This is a genomic window from Streptomyces seoulensis (assembly GCF_022846655.1).
GTDB lineage: Bacteria > Actinomycetota > Actinomycetes > Streptomycetales > Streptomycetaceae > Streptomyces.
Genome location: NZ_AP025667.1, coordinates 4,909,981 through 4,929,814 on the forward strand (window position 1 = coordinate 4,909,981; position 19,834 = coordinate 4,929,814).

General features: G+C 71.9%; 15 protein-coding genes. 1 reads left to right on the forward strand and 14 read right to left on the reverse strand.

Annotation, left to right across the window (positions count from 1 at the left end; all coding sequences use genetic code 11):
• Positions 1-14: 14 nt before the first annotated feature.
• The 4 genes from HEK131_RS22620 to HEK131_RS22635 form a co-directional block, all read right to left on the reverse strand.
• Positions 15-701, reverse strand: coding sequence for a response regulator transcription factor (locus HEK131_RS22620; protein ID WP_244336818.1), 687 nt, complete (start codon positions 699-701; stop codon positions 15-17).
• Entirely contained in the window at positions 698-1,849 is a 1,152-nt protein-coding gene (locus HEK131_RS22625; protein WP_244336819.1) for a sensor histidine kinase, read from the reverse strand. The genes HEK131_RS22620 and HEK131_RS22625 overlap by 4 nt, the downstream gene beginning before the upstream one ends.
• On the reverse strand, positions 1,846-2,385 hold the full coding sequence (locus HEK131_RS22630) for a DUF1453 domain-containing protein (protein WP_244336820.1): 540 nt from the start codon (positions 2,383-2,385) through the stop codon (positions 1,846-1,848). The genes HEK131_RS22625 and HEK131_RS22630 overlap by 4 nt, the downstream gene beginning before the upstream one ends.
• Before the next feature lie 297 nt (positions 2,386-2,682).
• Positions 2,683-4,806 carry a DNA gyrase/topoisomerase IV subunit B gene (locus HEK131_RS22635; protein ID WP_217464961.1) on the reverse strand — a complete coding sequence of 708 codons (2,124 nt, stop codon included), beginning with the start codon at positions 4,804-4,806 and terminating at the stop codon, positions 2,683-2,685.
• A gap of 439 nt (positions 4,807-5,245) precedes the next feature.
• Here HEK131_RS22635 and HEK131_RS22640 point away from each other — a divergent pair, with 439 nt between their 5' ends.
• The gene (locus HEK131_RS22640; protein ID WP_161146423.1) at positions 5,246-5,476 is read left to right on the forward strand and encodes a DUF7455 domain-containing protein; all 231 of its coding nucleotides are present in this window, start codon (positions 5,246-5,248) and stop codon (positions 5,474-5,476) included.
• Between the two features lie 110 nt (positions 5,477-5,586).
• Here the strand turns inward: HEK131_RS22640 and HEK131_RS22645 are convergent, their stop codons facing one another.
• The 10 genes from HEK131_RS22645 to HEK131_RS22690 all read right to left on the reverse strand — a co-directional run bounded on the left by HEK131_RS22645 (position 5,587) and on the right by HEK131_RS22690 (position 19,674).
• Entirely contained in the window at positions 5,587-6,447 is an 861-nt protein-coding gene (locus HEK131_RS22645) for a serine protease (RefSeq protein ID WP_244336821.1), read from the reverse strand.
• Positions 6,448-6,569: 122 nt separating this feature from the next.
• On the reverse strand, positions 6,570-8,096 hold the full coding sequence (locus tag HEK131_RS22650; RefSeq protein WP_217464963.1) for an RNA polymerase sigma factor: 1,527 nt from the start codon (positions 8,094-8,096) through the stop codon (positions 6,570-6,572).
• A gap of 434 nt (positions 8,097-8,530) precedes the next feature.
• Positions 8,531-9,418 (reverse strand): FadR/GntR family transcriptional regulator, encoded by an 888-nt coding sequence (locus HEK131_RS22655; protein ID WP_161146426.1) that lies wholly within the window; start codon positions 9,416-9,418, stop codon positions 8,531-8,533.
• 162 nt (positions 9,419-9,580) lie between these two features.
• Positions 9,581-11,425, reverse strand: a complete 1,845-nt coding sequence (locus HEK131_RS22660) for an ABC transporter ATP-binding protein (protein WP_244336822.1) — start codon at positions 11,423-11,425, stop codon at positions 9,581-9,583.
• 161 nt (positions 11,426-11,586) lie between these two features.
• A complete protein-coding gene (locus HEK131_RS22665; RefSeq protein WP_217464965.1) occupies positions 11,587-12,345 on the reverse strand; it encodes an NUDIX hydrolase in 759 nt (252 codons plus the stop codon).
• 105 nt (positions 12,346-12,450) lie between these two features.
• On the reverse strand, positions 12,451-13,923 hold the full coding sequence (locus HEK131_RS22670; RefSeq protein WP_244336823.1) for a DUF4192 domain-containing protein: 1,473 nt from the start codon (positions 13,921-13,923) through the stop codon (positions 12,451-12,453).
• Positions 13,924-14,025: 102 nt separating this feature from the next.
• Positions 14,026-16,188 (reverse strand): RecQ family ATP-dependent DNA helicase, encoded by a 2,163-nt coding sequence (locus tag HEK131_RS22675; RefSeq protein ID WP_244336824.1) that lies wholly within the window; start codon positions 16,186-16,188, stop codon positions 14,026-14,028.
• A gap of 50 nt (positions 16,189-16,238) precedes the next feature.
• Entirely contained in the window at positions 16,239-17,513 is a 1,275-nt protein-coding gene (locus HEK131_RS22680) for an MFS transporter (RefSeq protein WP_244336825.1), read from the reverse strand.
• Positions 17,514-17,707: 194 nt separating this feature from the next.
• Complete coding sequence (locus HEK131_RS22685) at positions 17,708-18,691, reverse strand: NAD-dependent epimerase/dehydratase family protein (protein WP_244336826.1); 984 nt, start codon at positions 18,689-18,691, stop codon at positions 17,708-17,710.
• Positions 18,688-19,674 (reverse strand): ScbA/BarX family gamma-butyrolactone biosynthesis protein, encoded by a 987-nt coding sequence (locus HEK131_RS22690; RefSeq protein WP_244336827.1) that lies wholly within the window; start codon positions 19,672-19,674, stop codon positions 18,688-18,690. Before HEK131_RS22690 ends, HEK131_RS22685 begins: the two co-directional genes overlap by 4 nt.
• Between the last annotated feature and the right edge of the window lie 160 nt (positions 19,675-19,834).

Sequence of the window (19,834 nt, forward strand, 5' to 3'; positions counted from 1 at the left end):
CCCCATCAGGTGAGTCACTCCGCCCTCGGCCGCACCATGCCTTTCGCATACGCGTAACGCACCGCCTGCGCACGGTCCTTGAGGCCCGTCTTGGCGAAGAGGTTGTTGATGTGCGTCTTCACGGTCGCGGTGGACACGTGCAGCTTGCGGGCGATCTCCTGGTTGGTGAGTCCCTCCCCGATCAGCACCAGCACCTCGCTCTCGCGGACGGTCAGCCCGTCGGGGGGCTCCGGCGGTGCCGTCGTACGCACCTCGGCCTCGGACAGCTTCTCCAGCAGCCGGAGTTGGATGCCCGGCGCCAGTCCCGCCTCTCCCGACAGGACGCTCCGCACCGCGCGCACGATCTCGTCCCCGCCCGCGTCCTTGGTCAGATATCCCCGCGCTCCGGCGCGCAGCGCGGCGAACAGCGACTCGTCATCGGCGAACGTGGTCAGCACCACGACCTGGGTACCGGGATATCCCTGCCGGATTCGGCGGGTGGCCTCCACCCCGTCGCATCGCGGCATCCGCAGGTCCATCAGCACCACGTCCGGGGCGAGTTCACCCACCAGACGCACGGCTTCCTCACCGTCCCCCGCCGCGCCGACGACCTCGATGCCGGGCAGCAGTCCGAGCAGCATCACGATGCCTTCCCGCACCACGGTCTGGTCGTCGGCGACCACCACCCGCGCGGGCTTCGGCTCCCCCTCCGGCGCCGTCATACCGGCACCTTCAACGTCACCACGAACCCCTCCTCGTCCGGCCCCGCGTCCAGCGAGCCGCCCAGCAGCTCGGCGCGCTCGCGCATGCCCAGCAGACCGTACCCGCCGCCGGACGCGGCCAGTTCGCCCGGACGACCACCCTTGTCCCGCACGTCGAGGGTCACTTGGTGGTCGCTGTAGTCGAGCCGGACACGCACTTCGGCGCCCAGTGCGTGCTTGCGGACGTTCGTCATCGCTTCCTGGGCCACCCGGCGCACGGCCTGGGACGCCTCGGCGGGCAGGGCCCTGCGCTCACCCGTGACGGTGACCTCGCCGCCGTCGGCCGCGCTGACGAGGTCCGTCAGGAACTCCTCCAGCGGGGTCAGTTCGCCACGCAGTGCCGACAGGGCCTGTCGGGTCTCGGCGAGTCCGTCACGGGCCATTCCCCGCGCGGCGACCACCCGCTCCAGCACCTGCTCACGACTCGCGTCGCGCTCCAGCAGCAGGCGGGCCGCCTCCAGGTGCACCATCTGCGCCGAGAGGCTGTGCGCCAGCACGTCGTGGATCTCCCGCGCTATCCGCGCCCGCTCGGTGAGCGCCGCCGACCTCGCTTCCGCCTCCCGCGCGGCCCGTTCCTGGGCGAGCAGCCGCTGTGCGTTGCCCCGCGCCTCCGCGTCCAGCCGCGTGACGTACCCGGCGAGCGCGAGTCCGGCCACGGTGGCGGCGGTGGTGAGCCACATGTCGTTGTTGAAGGCGGCATACGAGGCCAGGGCGACCGATGTCACCGGGACCGCCGCCGCGAGGGGCAGCCGCTCCAGGGCGAGGATGCCGCAGCCGCACCAGAGCACCAGGGCGGGTCCGCGGAAGCCGGTGGTCTGCGCGGCGACCGCCACGGCCGGCAGTACCCCGATGAGCGCCAGGGACGGCAGCAGCCGGTGCGCGTAGGTGGTGCGGAAGAAGCCCCACGCCGCGGCGGAGGCCAGCACCACGCCCGCTACCGCGGCGGCCTCGCCCCAGAGGGACACGTGGTTCTGACTGAGCGCGGCCCACAGCAGCAGCCCGAGCAGCACCACCCTGATGGCCTGGGCCAGCAGACGCCTGGGACGGCTGACGCCCTCCCTGCTGAGCGCCTCGCGTGAGGGCCAGCGTGTCCAGGAGTTCTCGTTCACACCCGCTCCTTCCGCGCCGGCCGTGCGGCCGGTGCCGATGGCGTTCCGTCACCGTACGTCGGTGCCGAGCCGGGCGCGGAGGCCAGCAGCCGCGCCCGCCAGGCGGTGATGCCGCCGCGGACCAGCAGCGTCGCGGCGAGGCCCAGCATCAGGGCGGCACTGTCCTGCCGGACCCCCAGGGCGTCTCCGAGGCCGAAGAGAGCGCCGCGCAGCGCTATCCCACCCGCCCAGACGGCGGCGCCGGCCTTGGTACCACGGCTCCACACGACTCCGTCCGGTGCCGCCCAGAGCCGGGTGGTCCACGCCCAGCCCGCTCCGGTGGCCAGCCCGACGGCCACTTCGGCGGCGAGCAGTGCGAGGGACTCGATGCGGTGGTGCGCGTCGAGTAGGCCGGGCCCGCGCAGCGCCATGACCGCAAGGATGGCGGGCGCCAGCCACCAGCGCCGCTCGGCGTCGACGGGGTGGGTGCGGAACTGCCTGGCGATCACGAGGACCGCGACGGCCACGATCACCACCACGTCGACGAACCCGGACATCAGAGCCTCCGTGTGCGAGAGGGATGTCGGAGGCGGTCGCTCCCGACACCCTCGAAATTACGGAAATCCGCAGGCCACGGGATCGGAGCCGGGGTGGATCACGGGTGGAACTCAGGCGACCGGTCTTCTCCACCCAGGGGTGGAGAGATCTTGGGGTGAACCCTGAGCCGGCCCCGAGGCGCCGTGCGCAGAGGGCAGGGCAGGGCAGGGCAGGGCAGGGCAACGAAAACGGGAGCACCGGCCGAGGCCGGTACTCCCGTCGCCCTGCGCACCCGGCCAGGGCCGGACGCTCAGCGCCTACGCGTCGATCCGCGAGCGGTCCAGCGTCGCCGCGGAACTGGAGATGAACTCCTTGCGCGGCGCCACGTCATTGCCCATCAGCAGGTCGAAGACCTGCTCGGCGGCTTCGAGGTCCGCGAGGTTGATCCGGCGCAGCGTGCGGTGGCGCGGGTCCATCGTGGTCTCGGCCAACTGGTCGGCGTCCATCTCACCGAGGCCCTTGTAGCGCTGGATGGAGTCCTTGTACCGGACGCCCTTGCGCTGGAACTCCATGAGCGTGTCCCGCAGCTCACGGTCGGAGTACGTGTAGACGTACTTGTCCTGGCCCTTCTTCGGCTGGACCAGCTCGATGCGGTGCAGCGGGGGCACGGCGGCGAAGACCCGGCCCGCCTCGACCATGGGCCGCATGTAGCGCTGGAACAGCGTGAGCAGCAGGCAGCGGATGTGGGAGCCGTCCACATCGGCGTCGGTCATCATGATGATCTTGCCGTAGCGGGCGGCGTCGATGTCGAAGGTGCGGCCCGAGCCCGCTCCTATGACCTGGATGATCGCGCCGCACTCGGCGTTCTTGAGCATGTCCGTCACGGACGAGCGCTGGACGTTGAGGATCTTGCCCCGGATGGGCAGCAGCGCCTGGAACTCGGAGTTCCGGGCCAGCTTGGCCGTACCGAGCGCGGAATCGCCCTCGACGATGAACAGCTCGCTGCGGTCGACGTCGTCGCTGCGGCAGTCGGCGAGCTTGGCGGGCAGGGACGAGGACTCCAGGGCGGTCTTGCGCCGCTGGGCGTCCTTGTGCTGGCGGGCGGCCACACGGGTGCGGGCCGCGGCGACCACCTTCTCCATGACCGTGCGGGCCTGAGCTGCGTCGTCCCGCTTGGAGGAGGTCAGGAACGCCTTGAGTTCCTTGGCGATCACGGTGGAGACGATGCGGCGGGCCGCAGAGGTGCCGAGCACCTCCTTGGTCTGGCCCTCGAACTGCGGCTCGGCCAGGCGGACCGTGACGACAGCGGTCAGGCCCTCCAGGGCGTCGTCCTTGACGACGTCGTCCTCGGCGACGCGCAGCATCTTCTTGGTGCGCAGCACCTCGTTCATCGTCTTGGTGACCGCCTGCTCGAAGCCGGCCACGTGCGTGCCGCCCTTGGGGGTGGCGATGATGTTGACGAAGGACTTCAGGTTGGTGTCGTAGCCCGTGCCCCAGCGCATCGCCACGTCGACACCCAGTTCGCGGGTGACCTCGGTGGGCGTCATCTGGCCGTGCTCGTCGAGGACCGGGACGGTCTCCTTGAAGGTGCCCTGGCCCGAGAAACGGAGCGTGTCGCAGACCGGCTTGTCGGCCGCCAGGTACTCGCAGAACTCGCTGATGCCGCCGTCGAAGCGGAAGGATTCCTCGCCCTTGCTGCCGCCGTCGCCGAGGCCCATCTCGTCGCGTACGACGATGGTGAGGCCGGGAACCAGGAACGCGGTCTGCCGGGCCCGCTGGTGCAGGTTGTCCAGGGAGAGCTTGGCGTCCTTGAGGAAGATCTGGCGGTCGGCCCAGTAGCGCACGCGCGTGCCGGTGCGGTTCTTCGGGATCTTCTTGGTCTTGACCAGGCCGGTCCCGGCCTCGAACTTGGCCTCCGCGCCGCCTCGGGCGAAGGCGCCCGGAACACCTCGGCGGAAGCTGATGGCGTGGGTGTTCCCGCTCCGGTCCACCTCGACGTCGAGCCTGGCGGAGAGCGCGTTCACCACGGAGGCGCCGACGCCGTGCAGGCCGCCGGAGGCCGCGTAGGAGCCGCCACCGAACTTGCCGCCGGCGTGCAGCTTGGTCATGACGACCTCGACGCCGGACAGGCCGGTCTTGGGCTCCACGTCCACGGGGATGCCGCGGCCGTTGTCCCGCACCTCGACGGAGCCGTCGTCGTGGAGGATCACCTCGATGCGGTCGCAGTAACCGCCGAGGGCCTCGTCCACGGAGTTGTCGATGATCTCCCAGAGGCAGTGCATCAGGCCGCGGCTGTCCGTCGACCCGATGTACATGCCCGGACGTTTGCGCACGGCTTCGAGGCCCTCAAGGACGAGCAGGTGCCGCGCGGTGTAGTTGGAACCGTCCCGGTCTGCTCCTGCCAGCAGCGCTGTGGACGGCACGGACGTATCGGCGGTCACGCGGTTCGCTCCTCGCTGAATTTCAGATGGGCCCCTGGTGGGTACGGGGCCGGCTTCGGTCGCCGCTCAGAGGGTACCGATGCCTGGTGGAGCAGGGGTAACGCCACCCTCGTCGGGAAACTCAGACTAGCCGAGGGTCGTACGGGCGTTCGATCCCTCGATGGAGTGAAGCACACATCACGTTCCCTTCGAGGCATGAACCATTTAGGCTCCGGGCACGTCCTCATCAACGACCGGCAACCCAGCCGGGAGGACAGACCCCCAAGACCGCGCGAAACCGTACGCACCAGACCACGCACTACGGCACATTCGCCGCCAACCGGCAACAGCCAGCCATCCGGAAAGAAATTTTCGACGGAAAGCCACGAGCGGGAACGATTTCGGCCTGGTTGGATGTTGACCCTGGTACGACAGCTCGTCGAGCTAGAGAAGAGGCGACGTGACTACTGTTCTGACCCCCGCGAGCCCGCTGACGGCCGCCGATCGCTGCGACCGCTGCGGCGCCCAGGCATACCTGCGCGTCGTCCTGCTGAGCGGCGGAGAACTGCTCTTCTGTGCCCACCACGGGCGCAAGTTCGAGCCGGAACTCAAGAAGATCGCCGCTGAGATACAGGACGAGACGGAGCGGCTGACGTCCGTTCCCAGCACCTCTGACACCGAAGAGCGCTGAATCTCGCACCCAACCGACGAGCCAGCCCCGGCATAGGCCGGTGTACGGGCGGCTGCTCCCCCAGGGAGCGGCCGCCCGTACGCGTACCCGAAAAGGGCCCGCAGACCCTCTCAGGAGCGCCTGGGGGCCTCCTGGGACCCTTCCACGGTCGGCTCCAGCATGCGTACGACCTCGGACACGCGGGTGTAGACACCGGGGCTCCCGGCCTGCCCGCAGCCACTCCCCCAGGACACCAGCCCGATCAGGCGCCCCTCGGCGACCAGCGGGCCACCGCTGTCGCCCTGGCACGCGTCCGGCCCTCCTGCTGCCTCTCCCGCGCAGAGCATGGAGGCGGCGCGGTAGGTGCCGTTCCGCCCGCCGGGATAGGCGCGGGCGCAGAGGTCGTCGGCCAGCACGTGGACCCGCGCGGCGCGTAGCCGGGTCGTGTAGGCGCCATTGCCGCTGGTGTCGCCCCAGCCCGAGACCAGGGCCTCCGTGCCGGTCGCGTACGCCGGGTCACCGACCGCGGCCATCGGCACGACGGCGCTCCGCGGCACCGGCTCGGTGAGCGTGAGGACGGCGTAGTCCCCCTCATTGGTGGCGGGGTCGTACTCCGGGTTGACCTTCACCTCCCGCACGGCCGTCTCCTGGCCGTCGGTCGCCAGCAGATCGGTACGGCCCGTGATGACCTTCAGGTCGCGCACCCGGTTCGGCGGCGTGCCCAGGACGTCGTTGGCCACGCAGTGGGCGGCGGTGAGGACGGTGGTCGGGGCGATCGCCACCCCGCCGCAGAACTGGCCCGCGCGGCTACCCCCGAACCGGTCACGGCTGGAGAGCGCCACCGTCCACGGGGCCTGGGAGACATCTATCGGAAAGCCTCCGACCACGACGCCGTCGGCGGCGGCCGGAGCCGCGCCGATCAGGGGTATCGCGGTCAGCGTGGCCGCCAGGGCGAGCGGCCGGATCAGTGCCCGGGCAACGGAACGGCGCATGCGGACTCCTCACTCAGGGTGGTTCTGGAACACCCAGAGTCATCCAGCACGCGTCGGCCCGCAGCACGAAGGCCCGGCTCCCACGAGGGGAGACGGGCCTTCGGTGTGCGAACCGGCTCGATCTAGTCGAGGTAGTCGCGCAGCACCTGGGAGCGCGAGGGGTGGCGCAGCTTGGACATGGTCTTCGACTCGATCTGGCGGATGCGCTCACGCGTCACGCCGTAGACCTTGCCGATCTCGTCCAGCGTCTTCGGCTGGCCGTCGGTGAGGCCGAAGCGCATCGAGACGACGCCGGCCTCGCGCTCGGACAGGGTGTCGAGCACCGAGTGCAGCTGCTCCTGGAGGAGCGTGAAGCTGACGGCGTCGGCCGGGACGACGGCCTCGGAGTCCTCGATGAGGTCACCGAACTCGCTGTCACCGTCCTCGCCCAGCGGGGTGTGCAGGGAGATGGGCTCGCGGCCGTACTTCTGGACCTCGATGACCTTCTCGGGGGTCATGTCGAGTTCCTTGGCCAGCTCCTCCGGCGTGGGCTCGCGGCCCAGGTCCTGGAGCATCTGGCGCTGCACACGCGCGAGCTTGTTGATGACCTCGACCATGTGCACCGGGATACGGATGGTGCGCGCCTGGTCGGCCATCGCGCGGGTGATCGCCTGACGGATCCACCAGGTGGCGTACGTGGAGAACTTGTAGCCCTTGGTGTAGTCGAACTTCTCGACCGCGCGGATCAGACCGAGGTTGCCCTCCTGGATGAGGTCCAGGAAGAGCATGCCGCGGCCGGTGTAGCGCTTGGCCAGGGAGACCACCAGACGGAGGTTGGCCTCCAGCAGGTGGTTCTTGGCGCGGCGGCCGTCCTCGGCGATGATCTCCAGCTCGCGCTTGAGCTTCGGGGCGAGCTTGTCGGAGTTGGCCAGCTTGTCCTCGGCGAACAGACCCGCCTCGATTCGCTTGGCCAGCTCGACTTCCTGCTCGGCGTTGAGCAGGGGGACCTTGCCGATCTGCTTCAGGTAGTCCTTGACCGGGTCGGCGGTGGCGCCGGCCGCGGCGACCTGCTGAGCGGGCGCGTCGTCCTCGTCGTCGTCCGACAGCACGAAGCCGGCGGCCTCGGTGCCCTCGGGCTCGTCGGTGGACTTGGTCTCCTCGATGACCTCGTCCTCAAGAAGCTCGGCGTCGTCCTTCTTGGCGCCGGTCTTCTTCGCCGCCGTCTTCTTGGCCGTGGTCTTCTTCGCGGCCGTCTTCTTGGCGGTGGTCTTCTTGGCCGCGGCCTTCTTGGCGGAGGCCGCCTCGTCGGCGGAGTCCTCGCCGTCGGCGGACGTGGCCGGGGCGGACGTGGCCTTCCGGGTGGTCACCGTCTTCGCCGCGACCGTCTTGGTGGCGGTGCGCTTGACCGGGCTCTTCGCTGCGACGCTCTTGCGGGTGCGCTTAGGCTCCGCGGCACTGACCATCAGCGTCACACCCTCTTCCTCGAGGATCTGATTGAGGCTGCGCAGTACGTTCTTCCACTGAGTGGCCGGAATCTGGTCAGCTTCGAAGGCCCGACGCACATCGTCGCCGGCGATCTGCCCCTCAGCCTTTCCCCGCTCAATGAGCGCCATGACAGAGACGGACTCGGCGATCTCCGGCGGGAGCGTACGGGATGTGCTGGCCGACACGAACAACCTCTCGGAACGTTGGAAAGCGGCTTTCGGCACCGTCCAGCGAGGACAGGAGCCGACCACCGGCCTGGGGATGGGCCGACGGCGCGGGCGGGGCCGGGAAGATACACAGCGCCTGGCACGGCGTCCGTATTCCCTCCGCGGCTGTTCACCTCTTAGGTCATCGCGCTGTTTCCGGGAGCGTTACGCCCAATCCGCGTGGCCCGAGTCACACCCTGTCGACAGACGAAAGCGATCAGATGTGAACGAAGCGGTCCGCTGCCTATTCCGTCTTGATCACGCAGCCGGTCCAGGAGGCCCGTCGCACCGCCGGACTCGGCCGGAATCCGTGGAGTCCGGCCGAGTCCGGCGACGGCGGGACCCCGGTCGCGGTACCGCAGTCCCGATCACCGGGGCACACCGCGAGGGCGGGCGCCCCGACCACTCGCCCGTCAGTGTTCGCGCGGCGCGGGAACGACGCGCTCCACCTCGGGGTGGACGGTGAGCAACTGCCGCATGGCCCCCTCGGCCACGGCACCGTCGCCGCTGCCGAGCCCGTCCACGATCCGGGCGTGCTGCGCGACGGACGCCTCGGTCGGCCGCTCGCACCCGGTGGCGGGGCCGCCGGAGACCTGGAGGGCGGAGGAGACGATCCCGGACAGGTGCTCCAGCATCCGGTTACCCGCGACCTGGATGAGCAGCGCGTGGAATTCGGAGTCGGCGCGCGAGAAGGTCAGCGCGTCCCCCTGGGCGAGGGCGTGGCTCATGATCTCGACCAGGTCGACGAGGCGCTGCTGCACGTCCTCGCGGCCGTGCCCGGCGGCGAGGCGGGCGGCGAGCGGCTCGATCGTCCAGCGCAGCTCGTTCAGCTCGCGGCGCTGGTCGTCACGCTGCGGGCCGAAGGCGCGCCATTCGATGATGTCCGGGTCGAGCAGGTTCCAGTCGGCGACCGGGCGCACGCGGGTGCCCACGTTCGGCCGGGCGCTGACGAGGCCCTTGGCCTCCAGGACACGGAGGGACTCACGCACGACGGTGCGGGAGACCTCGAAACGCTGGCCGATCTCCTCCGGCACCAGCGGGCGATCGGCTCCCAGGTCACCGGAGACGATCATCTGACCCAGTTGCTGGACGAGCTGGCCGTGCAGCCCGCGCCCACGGCTGCCCGCGGCGCGCCGGCCCACGCGGCCCAGGTCGGAATCGGCGCCTTCCCAGGCGGGCGCCGCCACGCGGTCGGCCATCGGGGCCTCGGCGTAGGGGTAGCGGTCGAGTTCGCCCGGTCCGGCGAGGCCGGAGTCAGCGGAGCGGGCGGCGGTCATCATGGTGTGCGCAAGGGTACTCACGCATCATTTGTCGGCGCTGCCTCCAACTGCCTTGAGGGCTTTGGTGAAAAGCACACGAAAGGGTGATCGCTCACCCCGTCGCAATTGACGCCTTATCGGAAATAAACGGGCTTTCTGTGGGGAGTTGTGTGCACGGCGCCGCTGAAACCGCTCCTGAGGGCGTCATCGCACCCGGGCGCGCAGTGTCGTGATCAGGTACGCGCACAGCAGCGCGGCCAGCGACAACGTCATCGCGCCACCCACGGGTTGGGCGATGACCCGCGCCAGCCCGAGCAGATAGCGCTCACCCCCGAAGGGCCACTGGAGCAGGAGAACCTCCCGCATACGCAAGTGGATACCGGCCGCCGCTCGCACATATGAACCTTCGAACATCCGGTGTACGAGCGGCACGACGGCCACCGGCACCGCGAGGACGGCGGCGAGTCCCGCCGCGGTGGACCGGAAGACACCGGCCGCCAGCACGCCGGCCCACGCGCAGCCGACCACGAGCGCCAGCCAACTCGCGCACAGCGGGAGCCAGTCTCCGGGGACCTGGACCAATTCCCGGCCGTAGACGAGATAGAGAAGTTCGGCGTCGCAGCCCAGGGCGAGAAAGGCCAGCATTCCGGCGGTGATTCCGCAGACGGCGAGTTTCGCGGTGAGCAGCCCGAGCCGACGGGGGACGGTGCCGCGATCCGTCGCCAGCGCGGGGTGCCGGAATTCGTCCCCGAAGGAGAGCGCACCGAGCAGCCCGGCCGCGAGCGCGACGGGCGGCAACGGCAGTTCGCGCGGCCAGGCGGCGAAGAGACGCGCCTGCGGAGTGTGCCCGATGCGGGCCAGCACCACGGCGGTGACGACGGACACCACGAGCGCGGTCCCGCAGATGACGAACCCGGTGCCGATGCCGGCGGCACGCCGCAGTTCGTAGCGGAGGGGGCGGAGCGGACTGCGCAAGGAGCGGACGGCGACGGGGAGCGGCAGCGGGTCGGGGGCTTGGGCGGTCTCAGCGCCCTCCAGGGCGGCGCCTTCTTGCGGGGCGGCCTCCTGCGCGGCGATCTCCTGCGGGGCAGCCTCGTCGGGGGCGTCCGGCGGCGGTGACGCGTCCTGCTCTCCGGCCGGCTCGGCGCAGTCGGTCGGCTGCCCCTCCGCACCGCCCCGCATGTCGCCCGCCTCATCGGCGAGTTGGTGGATGAGGATGCCGTTCCGGAAGGCCACCTCCCCGACGTCGGCGGTCGTGCTGCCGTAGACCGAGAGCCGGTTGCCGTCCTCGCGGACGACTTCCACGGGACGCCGTTCGGTGCGGGCCTCCTTGACGAGCAGGTTCGCCAGGCGTGCCGCGTGGGGGCTGCGGACGGCGACACGCGGGCGGAGCCGGGTGCGGGCGAACTCCTCCGCCTCCAGGTCGGCGGCGATCCGGCCAGCTTCGAGGGTGACGACGTGGTCGGCGTTGCGGGCGGCCTCCTTGGGGTCGGCGGTCGCGAGGAGTACGGCGCCGCCTTGGTCGACGTACTCCCGCAGGGTGGTGTGCAGCCAGCGCGCCTCGGGGGTCGCGAGTCCGGCCGCGGGTTCGTCCAGCACGAGGGTGTGCGGGTCGGGGAGCAGGGCGCAGGCCAGGCCGAGCCGGCGGTCCATGCCCAGGGACAGCGTGCCGAGCCGTTCCTCGCGGAGACTGACGAGGCCGACCGCTTCGAGGACTTCGTCGGCCCGTCGGGCGGGGACTCCCGCCGCGGCACAGAGCATCCGCAGGTGGCCCCGGACCGTGCGGGCGGGGTGTCCGGGCACATCACCGAGGAGTACGCCGACTTCGCGTGACGGGTGGGCGATGCAGTGCAGGGGACGGCCCCTGAAGTACGTGATGCCGCGCCCTCGCTGGAGTTCGAGCATCAGCCTGAGCACCGTCGTCTTGCCCGCTCCCGCCGCTCCGAGGAGGGCGGTCACATGGCCGGAGCGCGCTTCGAAGGAGACGTCTTCGACCGCGGGTGGCTGGGCTTTGGGGAAATCACTGGTCAGTCCGACAGCCTGGATCACCTGCAGCAGGCTAGCGCGCTATGTCCCGTTTTCCGGGTATCGCCTCTTCTGTCCGGCAGTTGTTCGGCGCATGGTCAACCTGCATGGCCCACTTGCCCGATGAGCATCCGGCGCGTACCGCCTGCCCAACTGCCGTGCGGACGGTGGTTCGAGGCGCGGTCTCAGACCTCGGGGCGAAGCATCGGGGGGTTGAGCAGGGTGGCGCCGCCGGCCCTGAAAAGCTGGGCGGGCCTGCCGCCCTGGCGGGTGGTGGTGCCGCCCGTGGGGACGAGGAATCCGGGGGTTCCGGTGACCTTGCGATGGAAGTTGCGCGGGTCGAGCGCCACGCCCCAGACGGCCTCGTAGACCCGCCGCAGCTCGCCGACCGTGAACTCCGGCGGGCAGAAGGCGGTGGCCAGCGACGAGTACTCGATCTTGGAGCGGGCGCGCTCCACCCCGTCGGAGAGGATCTGGGCGTGGTCGAAGGCCAGGGGCGCCATCGGTTCGCCGTCGCGGCCGTGCCCGCCCTGCTGGAGCAGTTCCTCCACCGGTGCCCAGCGCGCGTTGCTCGCGTCGCCGCCCGCGCGCGGGGCCGGGAGGTCGGGTGCGAGGGCCAGGTGGGCGACGCTGACCACACGCATGCGGGGGTCGCGCTTCGGGTCGCCGTAGGTGGCGAGCTGTTCCAGATGGGCGCCGTTGTCCTGCGCCGGGGTCGCCGGATCGTGGGCGCAGAGCCCGGTCTCCTCGGTCAGCTCGCGCGCCGCCGCCTGGGACAGGTCCTCGTCGTCCCGTACGAAGCCGCCGGGGAGCGCCCACCGCCCTTGGAAGGGAGCCTCGCCTCGCCGTACCGCCAGCGCACACAGGGCGTGGCGGCGCACGGTCAGCACGACCAGGTCCACGGTGACGGCGAAGGGCGGGAACGCTGACGGGTCGTAGGGCATGCCGCGATCATAGTCGTCTTCCTGACGATAAACACTCCGTTCGCTGGGAGGATCGGTGAATCCGCCGGTGCCGGACGCGAGGATCGGGCAGGTGGGAGCGACCGCTCAGCCGTCCCTCCTCTTGCCGCATACCCGGCCGGCGGCGGACGGCTGGGAGCGTGACGGCTGGGACTGCGAGCGGGGCGGTCGGCAGCTTCGGCCTTGCGGCCGCTGGGGGCGGGGGCCCGGTTCGGCGGGGCCGGTGGAGCGGTTCCGGCGCCTTCGGCGGGCGGGGTCGGCCGGGTCCCGGTCGGCCTTCGCCTGGGAGTCCGTTGCGGCGGGCGGGGCGCCCGGAGCGAGCTGGGAGCGGGTCTTCTGCTCGGGAACGCTCCCCTTCGGCGGCTGCTCGTCCTTCTTGGCGGACGCGCGCCCTTCCCGCTCCAGGCGGAGGCAGCGGCGGATGGACTCGGGGTCGAGACCCTCGTTGCACGCCCGGTGCAGGAGCTGGGCGAACAAGTACTCGGGGTCCGCTCCGAGGGCCATGGCCAGGGCCTCGCGGGCCTCCAGTTCGTCGCCGGTCGACCAGGCCACCCACCCGGCCAGGGTCAGCGGAGCCGCCGCGTGCTCGCGGTACGGGCCGACGCAACGGCGGGCCAGTGCTCGCCAGAGCCGCAGGGCGGGAGCTCCTTCGTCGCCCTCCATCCAGGCAGCCGCCCGGTCCCGGGTCGTCCGGTCCTGAAGGCCGAGGATGAGGGTGGCCGCCTCGTCGTGGCCGAGGAGCGCGTCGTCGCGGACGTCCGCCGGGTGGCTGCCCGACACCGGTGCGGCTTCGGCGAACCGGCGGATGATCCGTCCGGCCAGGTCCAGCGTCTCCCCGGCCACCTCGGCGCGGCTCGCGTCGTCCAGGATGCGGGGCACGAGAGCCATGCCCGCGGTGTCGAGCGCGACCTCCTGCTCCAGGGCGGCCGAGGTCTCCCAGGGCTGCATCCTCGCGCGCAGTTCCTTCAGGGTGCCCCGCACCTGCATCCCTGCATAGGTGGCCGCGGCCGCCAGTACCGAGGTGCCCGAGAGGCCCATCGGGGTGCCCTCGGGCGGGCAGCAGCTCTCGACCGGGCAGACGTAGGACCAGAAGCGGTTGTCCGAGACGCACAGCGCCTCGATCACCGGCACGTCGAGGCTGCCGCACTCGGTGCGCAGCAGTTGGGCGAGCGGGGCGAGCCTGCGCATCACGTCCTGCCCCGTCTCGCCCGGCCGTGGCTCCTGGCAGAGGTAGGCCACGAGCCGGTCGGGCCGTGTGCTGCGCCGTTCGCTGGAGATCACCAGCCCTCTGGCCATCTGCCGCGCGGCGGCCGGCCAGTCCTCGTCCTTGGCCGGGATGCCCAGGCGGGCGCGGCCGCCGAAGCTGCCACGGCCGTGCAGGCAGACCAGCACCATGCTGTCTTCCGGGCGGTAGCCGAGGAGGTAGGGCAGGGCGTCGGCCAGCTCGGCCGGGGTGCGCAGGGCGATCGGGGAGTCGGGCGCGGTCTGCCCGCTGAAGGGCGCTCCCGCGACGATGTCACCGTTTTCGAAGGGTCCGGTCGTTTCGCCGTGATTCGTCATGCGCTGACGATCCCGCGAATCCCGTGATCCCGCTCGAGCCTGTGGATAAGTCGAAGCAGGGACACGACAAGCGACCCGGCGCACCCCGAAGCGCCCGCGACCTCACCCCGTCGCGGCCAGCACCAGCGGCAGGACCTCCTGCGCCCCCGCCCGCCGCAGCAGCCGCGCCGCGACCGCCAGGGTCCAGCCGGACTCGGTCCGGTCGTCCACGAGCAGGACCGGGCCGGGAGCGGCGGCCAGAGCGGCCGCCAGATCCTGGGGCACGGTGAACGCGGAGGCCAGCGCCTGGAGCCGCTGGGCGGAGTTGCTGCGGTGCGCCTGATGCGCGCCGGCCTCCCCCGTGTACGCGAGCGCTCCGAGGAACGGCAGGTGTCCGATCGCGGCCACCCGTTCCGCGAGGGAAGCCACGAGCTGCGGGCGGTTCAGCGAGGGCATGGCGACGACGCCGACCGGGCGGGCCATGGCGTCCGGGGTCTTCGACGCCCAGCCGCCGGGCGAGCGCGCCCAGTCGGCGAGGACCTCGACCACGGCCTTCAGCATGTCGTCCGGGACGGGACCGTCGGGCGTCTGCTCGGCCAGCAGCGGCCTGAGCCGGTTGCCCCAGCCGATGTCCGACAGCCGCCCGAGGGCACGTCCGGTCGCGCACTGCTCCTTCGCCGGGATGCGGCCCTTGAGGTCGATCCCCAGAGCGGGCATCCCGGTCGGCCACATGCGGCGGGGCTCGATCTCCACACCCGGCCGGTCCAGTTCACCGGCGGCGGCCGACAACGCCTCGGTGGAGACGCCCGTGTCGATCCAGGCGCCGGCGCAGTTGTCGCAGCGGCCGCAGGGAGTGACCTCCACGTCGTCGAGCTGGCGGCGCAGGAACGCCATCCGGCATTCGTCCGTGCCGACGTAGTCCCGCATGGCCTGCTGCTCGGCGGCGCGCTGGCGGGCGACCCACGCGTACCGCTCGGCGTCGTAGACCCAGTCGGCGCCGGTGGCCGTCCATCCGCCCTTCACCCGGTGGACGGCGCCGTCCACGTCGAGCACCTTCAGCATCAGCTCCAGCCGGGTGCGCCGTAGATCCACCAGCGACTCCAGCGCGGGCACCGACAGCGGGCGGCCCGCGTCGGCGAGGGCGGCCAGGGTCTGGCGGACCTGCGCCTCGGGCGGGAAGGCGACCTCGGCGAAGTACCGCCAGATCGCCTCGTCCTCCTTGCCCGGCAGCAGCAGCACGTCGGCGTGCTCGACGCCTCGGCCAGCGCGGCCCACCTGCTGGTAGTAGGAGATCGGTGAGGACGGCGAGCCGAGGTGGACCACGAAGCCCAGGTCAGGCTTGTCGAAGCCCATGCCCAGCGCGGAGGTGGCCACCAAGGCCTTGACCCGGTTGTCCAGCAGGTCGGACTCGGCCTGCTGGCGGTCGGCGTTCTCCGTGCGGCCGGTGTACGAGGCGACGGCGAAGCCGCGTGCGCGGAGGTAGGCGGTGACCTCCTCGGCGGCCGAGACGGTCAGCGTGTAGATGATCCCGGAGCCCGGCAGGTCGTTCAGGTGCTCGGCCAGCCACGCCAGCCGGTGCGCGGCGTCCGGCAGCCGGACCACACCGAGCCGCAGGCTCTCCCGGTCCAGCCGCCCCCGCAGCACCAGCGCCTCGCCCGCGCCGGTGCCCAGTTGCTCGGCCACGTCCGCCGTGACGCGCGCGTTGGCCGTGGCGGTGGTCGCGAGCACGGGCACGCCCGGCGCCAGCTCCTGGAGCATGGTGCGGAGCCTGCGGTAGTCGGGGCGGAAGTCGTGGCCCCAGTCGGAGATGCAGTGCGCCTCGTCCACGACCAGCAGGCCGGTGGTGGCCGCCAGCTTGGGCAGCATGCGGTCGCGGAAGTCGACGGAGTTGAGCCGCTCCGGGCTCACCAGCAGCACGTCGACCTCGCCGCGCTCCACCTCCTCATGGATGGCGTCCCACTCCTCGGGGTTGGCCGAGTTGATGGTGCGGGCCTGGATCCCGGCCCGCGCCGCCGACTCGACCTGGTTGCGCATCAGCGCCAGCAGCGGCGAGACGATCACCGTGGGGCCGGAGCCGCGGCGGCGGAGCAGGGCGGTGGCGACGAAGTACACGGCCGACTTGCCCCAGCCGGTGCGCTGCACGACCAGGGCCCGGCGACGGTCGACCACCAGGGCCTTGACCGCCTCCCACTGGTCCTCCCGCAGCCGCGCCGCCCCCTCCGGGGCGCCGACCAGCTCGGCGAGGACGGCGTCGGCTTCGGTACGCAGCGGCTCCAGATCGTTCATGCCCCCATGCAACCGCACCGCACCGACATCCGGCCACTCGCCCGCCGCCGCTACGGACGGCTGCCCGTCGGCCTGGCCTGCGGATGCCCGGGCACCGGTGCAGGCGCGTCGTCGCGGGCCACCGCCAGAGCCACGAGCGCGGCGAGCAGCGCGACGAGGCCGCCTGCCCACAGTCCGGAGCGGGCGCCGAGGGTGTGGGTGGCGGCGCCGACGAAGAGGGCGCCCAGCGGTGTGCTGCCTTGCAGGATGACGGTGTAGAGGGCCATCACCCGGCCTCGGTGGGCCGGGTCGCCGCCCAGTTGGATGCGGTGGTTCGCCGCCTGGACGAAGTAGAGCGAGGCGAATCCGGTCGGCACCAGGAGCGCCAGCGCGACCGGCAGGTTCGGCGCCCACGCCGTGATCAGCTCCAGGGCGCCGAAGGCACATCCCCAGACGGCCACCAGCCGCGCCGAGGGGCGGTCGCGGCGCAGGGTGCCGGCCAGCGCGGCCAGCAGGGAGCCTCCGGCGAGCGCGGCGGTGAGGAGCCCGAAGGAGGCGGCCTCGGTGTGGAACACGACGCGGGCCATGAGCGGCAGCGTGAGCGGCAGGTTGAGACCGAAGAGGGCGACCGCCGCGACCAGCGCGAGCGTGGTGAGCAGGTCGGGCCGGGTGCGCAGGTGGGCCAGGCCCTCGGTGACGCGCGGGGGCGTGGCCGGGCGGGGTGCGCGGTGCAGCTCCGCCGGGCGCATGGCGCGCAGTCCGGCGACCGTGGCCGTGTAGCTGACGGCGTTGAGGAGCATGGCGGTGCCGGTGCCCGACCACTGGATCAGCAGCCCGGCCAGCGACGGGCCCAGCACGCGCGCGATGTTGAAGTAGGCCCCGCTGAGCGCGGAGGCGTTGGGGAGCAGCTCTGGGCCCACGAGCTCGGTGATGAAGGACAGCCGGGCCGGCACCTCCACGGAGTTGGCCACGCCGAGCGCGGCGGCCGCGGCGTAGACGTGCCAGAGCCGGGCGGCGTCGGCGGTCACCAGGAGGCCGAGGGCCAGGGCGAAGACGCCGGAGGCGATGTTGGCGCCGGTCAGGAGGGCGCGTTTGTCGTACCGGTCGGCGAGCCGGCCGCCGTACAGGGTCAGCAGGAGGACCGGGGTGAACTGGAGGGCGGTGACGGTGGCGAGGGCCGCGCCGGAGTTGCCGGTCAGTTCCAGTACGAGCCAGTCCTGGGCGACCGCCATCATCCAGGTGCCGGTGGCGGAGGCGATCTGGCCGACCGCGAAGAGCCGGAAGTTGCGCACGGTCAGGGAGCGCAGGCTGGTGGCGAGCAGGTGGCGGCCGGGTCCTCGCGTCATGATCCGGTCCTACCAGGGGCGCCCGGATGTGAGCCGAGCCGCGCCGAAGGGGAACCGCTCGCGGCTCGTATCCCGGCCACGCGCTCGCGGCTCGTATCCCGGCCACGCGCTCGCGGCTCGTATCCCGGCCACGCGCTCGCGGCTCGTATCCCGGCCACGCGCGCGTGGCCGGGATACGAGAACGCGCCGTTAACTCACCGCGTCCCCTCGAACGCTGCCGCCGGCCGGCGCCGGGCGTCCGACGGCGGCAGCCCGGCCTGCCCGCGATACCAGTCGGCGTACTCCCGGAAGCGCGCGGCGAATCCGTCGCCCGGTGCGATGCCGAGCCCGCTCCAGAGCTGCTCGTCGGTGAACCAGTGGTCGGTGGCGAGCATGCCGAGATGGTGCCGGGCGGCGGGGTGGTCGTGGACCCGCTCCTGGGCGGTGTCGGCCGAGATGCGAGGTGCGTCGTCGGCGAAGAGCCCGAACGTCTCGGCCACGGCGGACAGCAGCAGTTCCCCCGGCACGGGATCGGGATGGGTGACGTAGTGGACGCGTCCCCCACCGTCCGCGGGGCCTGTCGTGGCCGCCGCGAACGCGATCCGCCCCAGGGTGTCCGCGTCGATCATCGATTGGAGCCCGGCCCAGCCGTCCGGCAGGCCGCCCAGGGTACGCAGCAGGGCCAGGATGCCGGGGACCACCCAGCGGTCGCCCCTGCCGTGGACGAGATGGGGGCGCAGGACCGTGCCGCCCGCCGCGAGGACGTGCTCCTCGGCGGCCGCCCGGGTGCGGCTGGTCTCGGAGGCCGGGGTGAGGGGCACCTCGCCGGGCCGGACGTCGCGGAAGGGCCCGCGTCCGTGCACGGCCGCCGTGCCGAGGTACACGAACCGCTCGACCCCCGCCCGCCGTACCTCGTGCGCCAGGGCGCGGGTACCGAGGTCGTTGGCCTGGCGCAGCAGCTCCGCGTCGCCGCCGATCCGCCCGGCGCAGTGCACCACGGCGTCCACGTCCGCGCAGACGCCGTGCAGCGAGGCGGGGTCGGTCAGGTCGCCGCGCACGTACTCGACGTCCGGGTCGGGCGTGGCCGGCGGGGTGCGGACGAGCAGGCGGAGCCGCACGTCCTCGGCGGCGCGGGCGGCGCTCAGGACGTGTCCGCCGATGAAACCGCTCGATCCGGTGATGAGGACGCGCCGGGTCATCGGACCACCTCCGGGGTGTCGCCGAGGGTGGCCGTGAAGACGGCCTCGTCACCCTGGACGCCCTCGACGTGGACCGAGACGTCACCCTCGGGCGAGGTTTCGCGCCGGGCGCGGACAAGACACGGCTCGGTCAGCTCGGCGTACCGGTGGAACGCGATCGTCAGCGAGGCGGGCAGGAAACGGCCCTCGGGTGCCAGCGCGACGGCGGCCTGCCGGGCCGCCTCCAGGAGCACCATGCCGGGGACGTGGTCGTTGGCCCGTGCGAAGAGCGTGGGATGGGCGGTGTCGAGCCGCAGCCGCCAGCCGGACCCGTCCTCGGCCGGCGCGAGCACGACGTCCCCGGGGTCACGACGGCCGACCCGCTCGGGCGGTACGCCGTCCAGCAGCGGTACGGGGTCACCGGCGGCGGCCAGCTTGTCGCCGCGCAGCCTGCGGTAGGCCCGCTCCGAGGTGCAGCTCAGGCTGCCCGCGCTCGTGGCCAGTAGGCGCCCGCCGCGCCGGAAGGTGAGCCGCACCCTCATCCCGGCCAGGCTCCTGGCCCGCATCTGGACCTCGGAGCACTCCACCACGACGTCGATGCGCCCCGAGGCGTCCGAGAGGCCGAAGTCGGCCGTGGCGAGGGCGTATTCCACGTCCCACATGACGAAGTGGTGGCCGGCCGGAACGCCGTACTCGGCATGGGCCAGCATCATCGCGGTCTGCCTTGTGGTCTCCGCGACCAGCAGCGGGTCCTGGACACCGCCGGGGAGCGGGGCGAAGAAGCGGTGGCCGACGGGCCAGTCGGCGGCGACCAGGTAGTGGTGTTCGGCGAGCCGCGTCCATTCCACGGGGAAGGCGTCGGCGGCGTCCGGCCGGTGGACGAGTTCGCCGGTGGCCCGGCCGCCGTACGAGGGAGGTTGACCGGTGTCGGCGGAGTCCGGTACAAGAACCAGCGGATCGGTCTGCTCTTCGGGCGGTGCGGCGGGGTCCGGGGCTTGTGTCATGACCGTCCGTCCGGCCGATGAGGTGCCGACGGCGGCGCGAACGGCTATGAAGCTAATGCCTTCAGACATGGATTGCCCTTTGAGTCTGGTGCGATCGAGGCTCGTTCCCCCTCGACAAAATACTGACAGTCCGGTTCGCTTCGTGAGCGAACCCGACCAA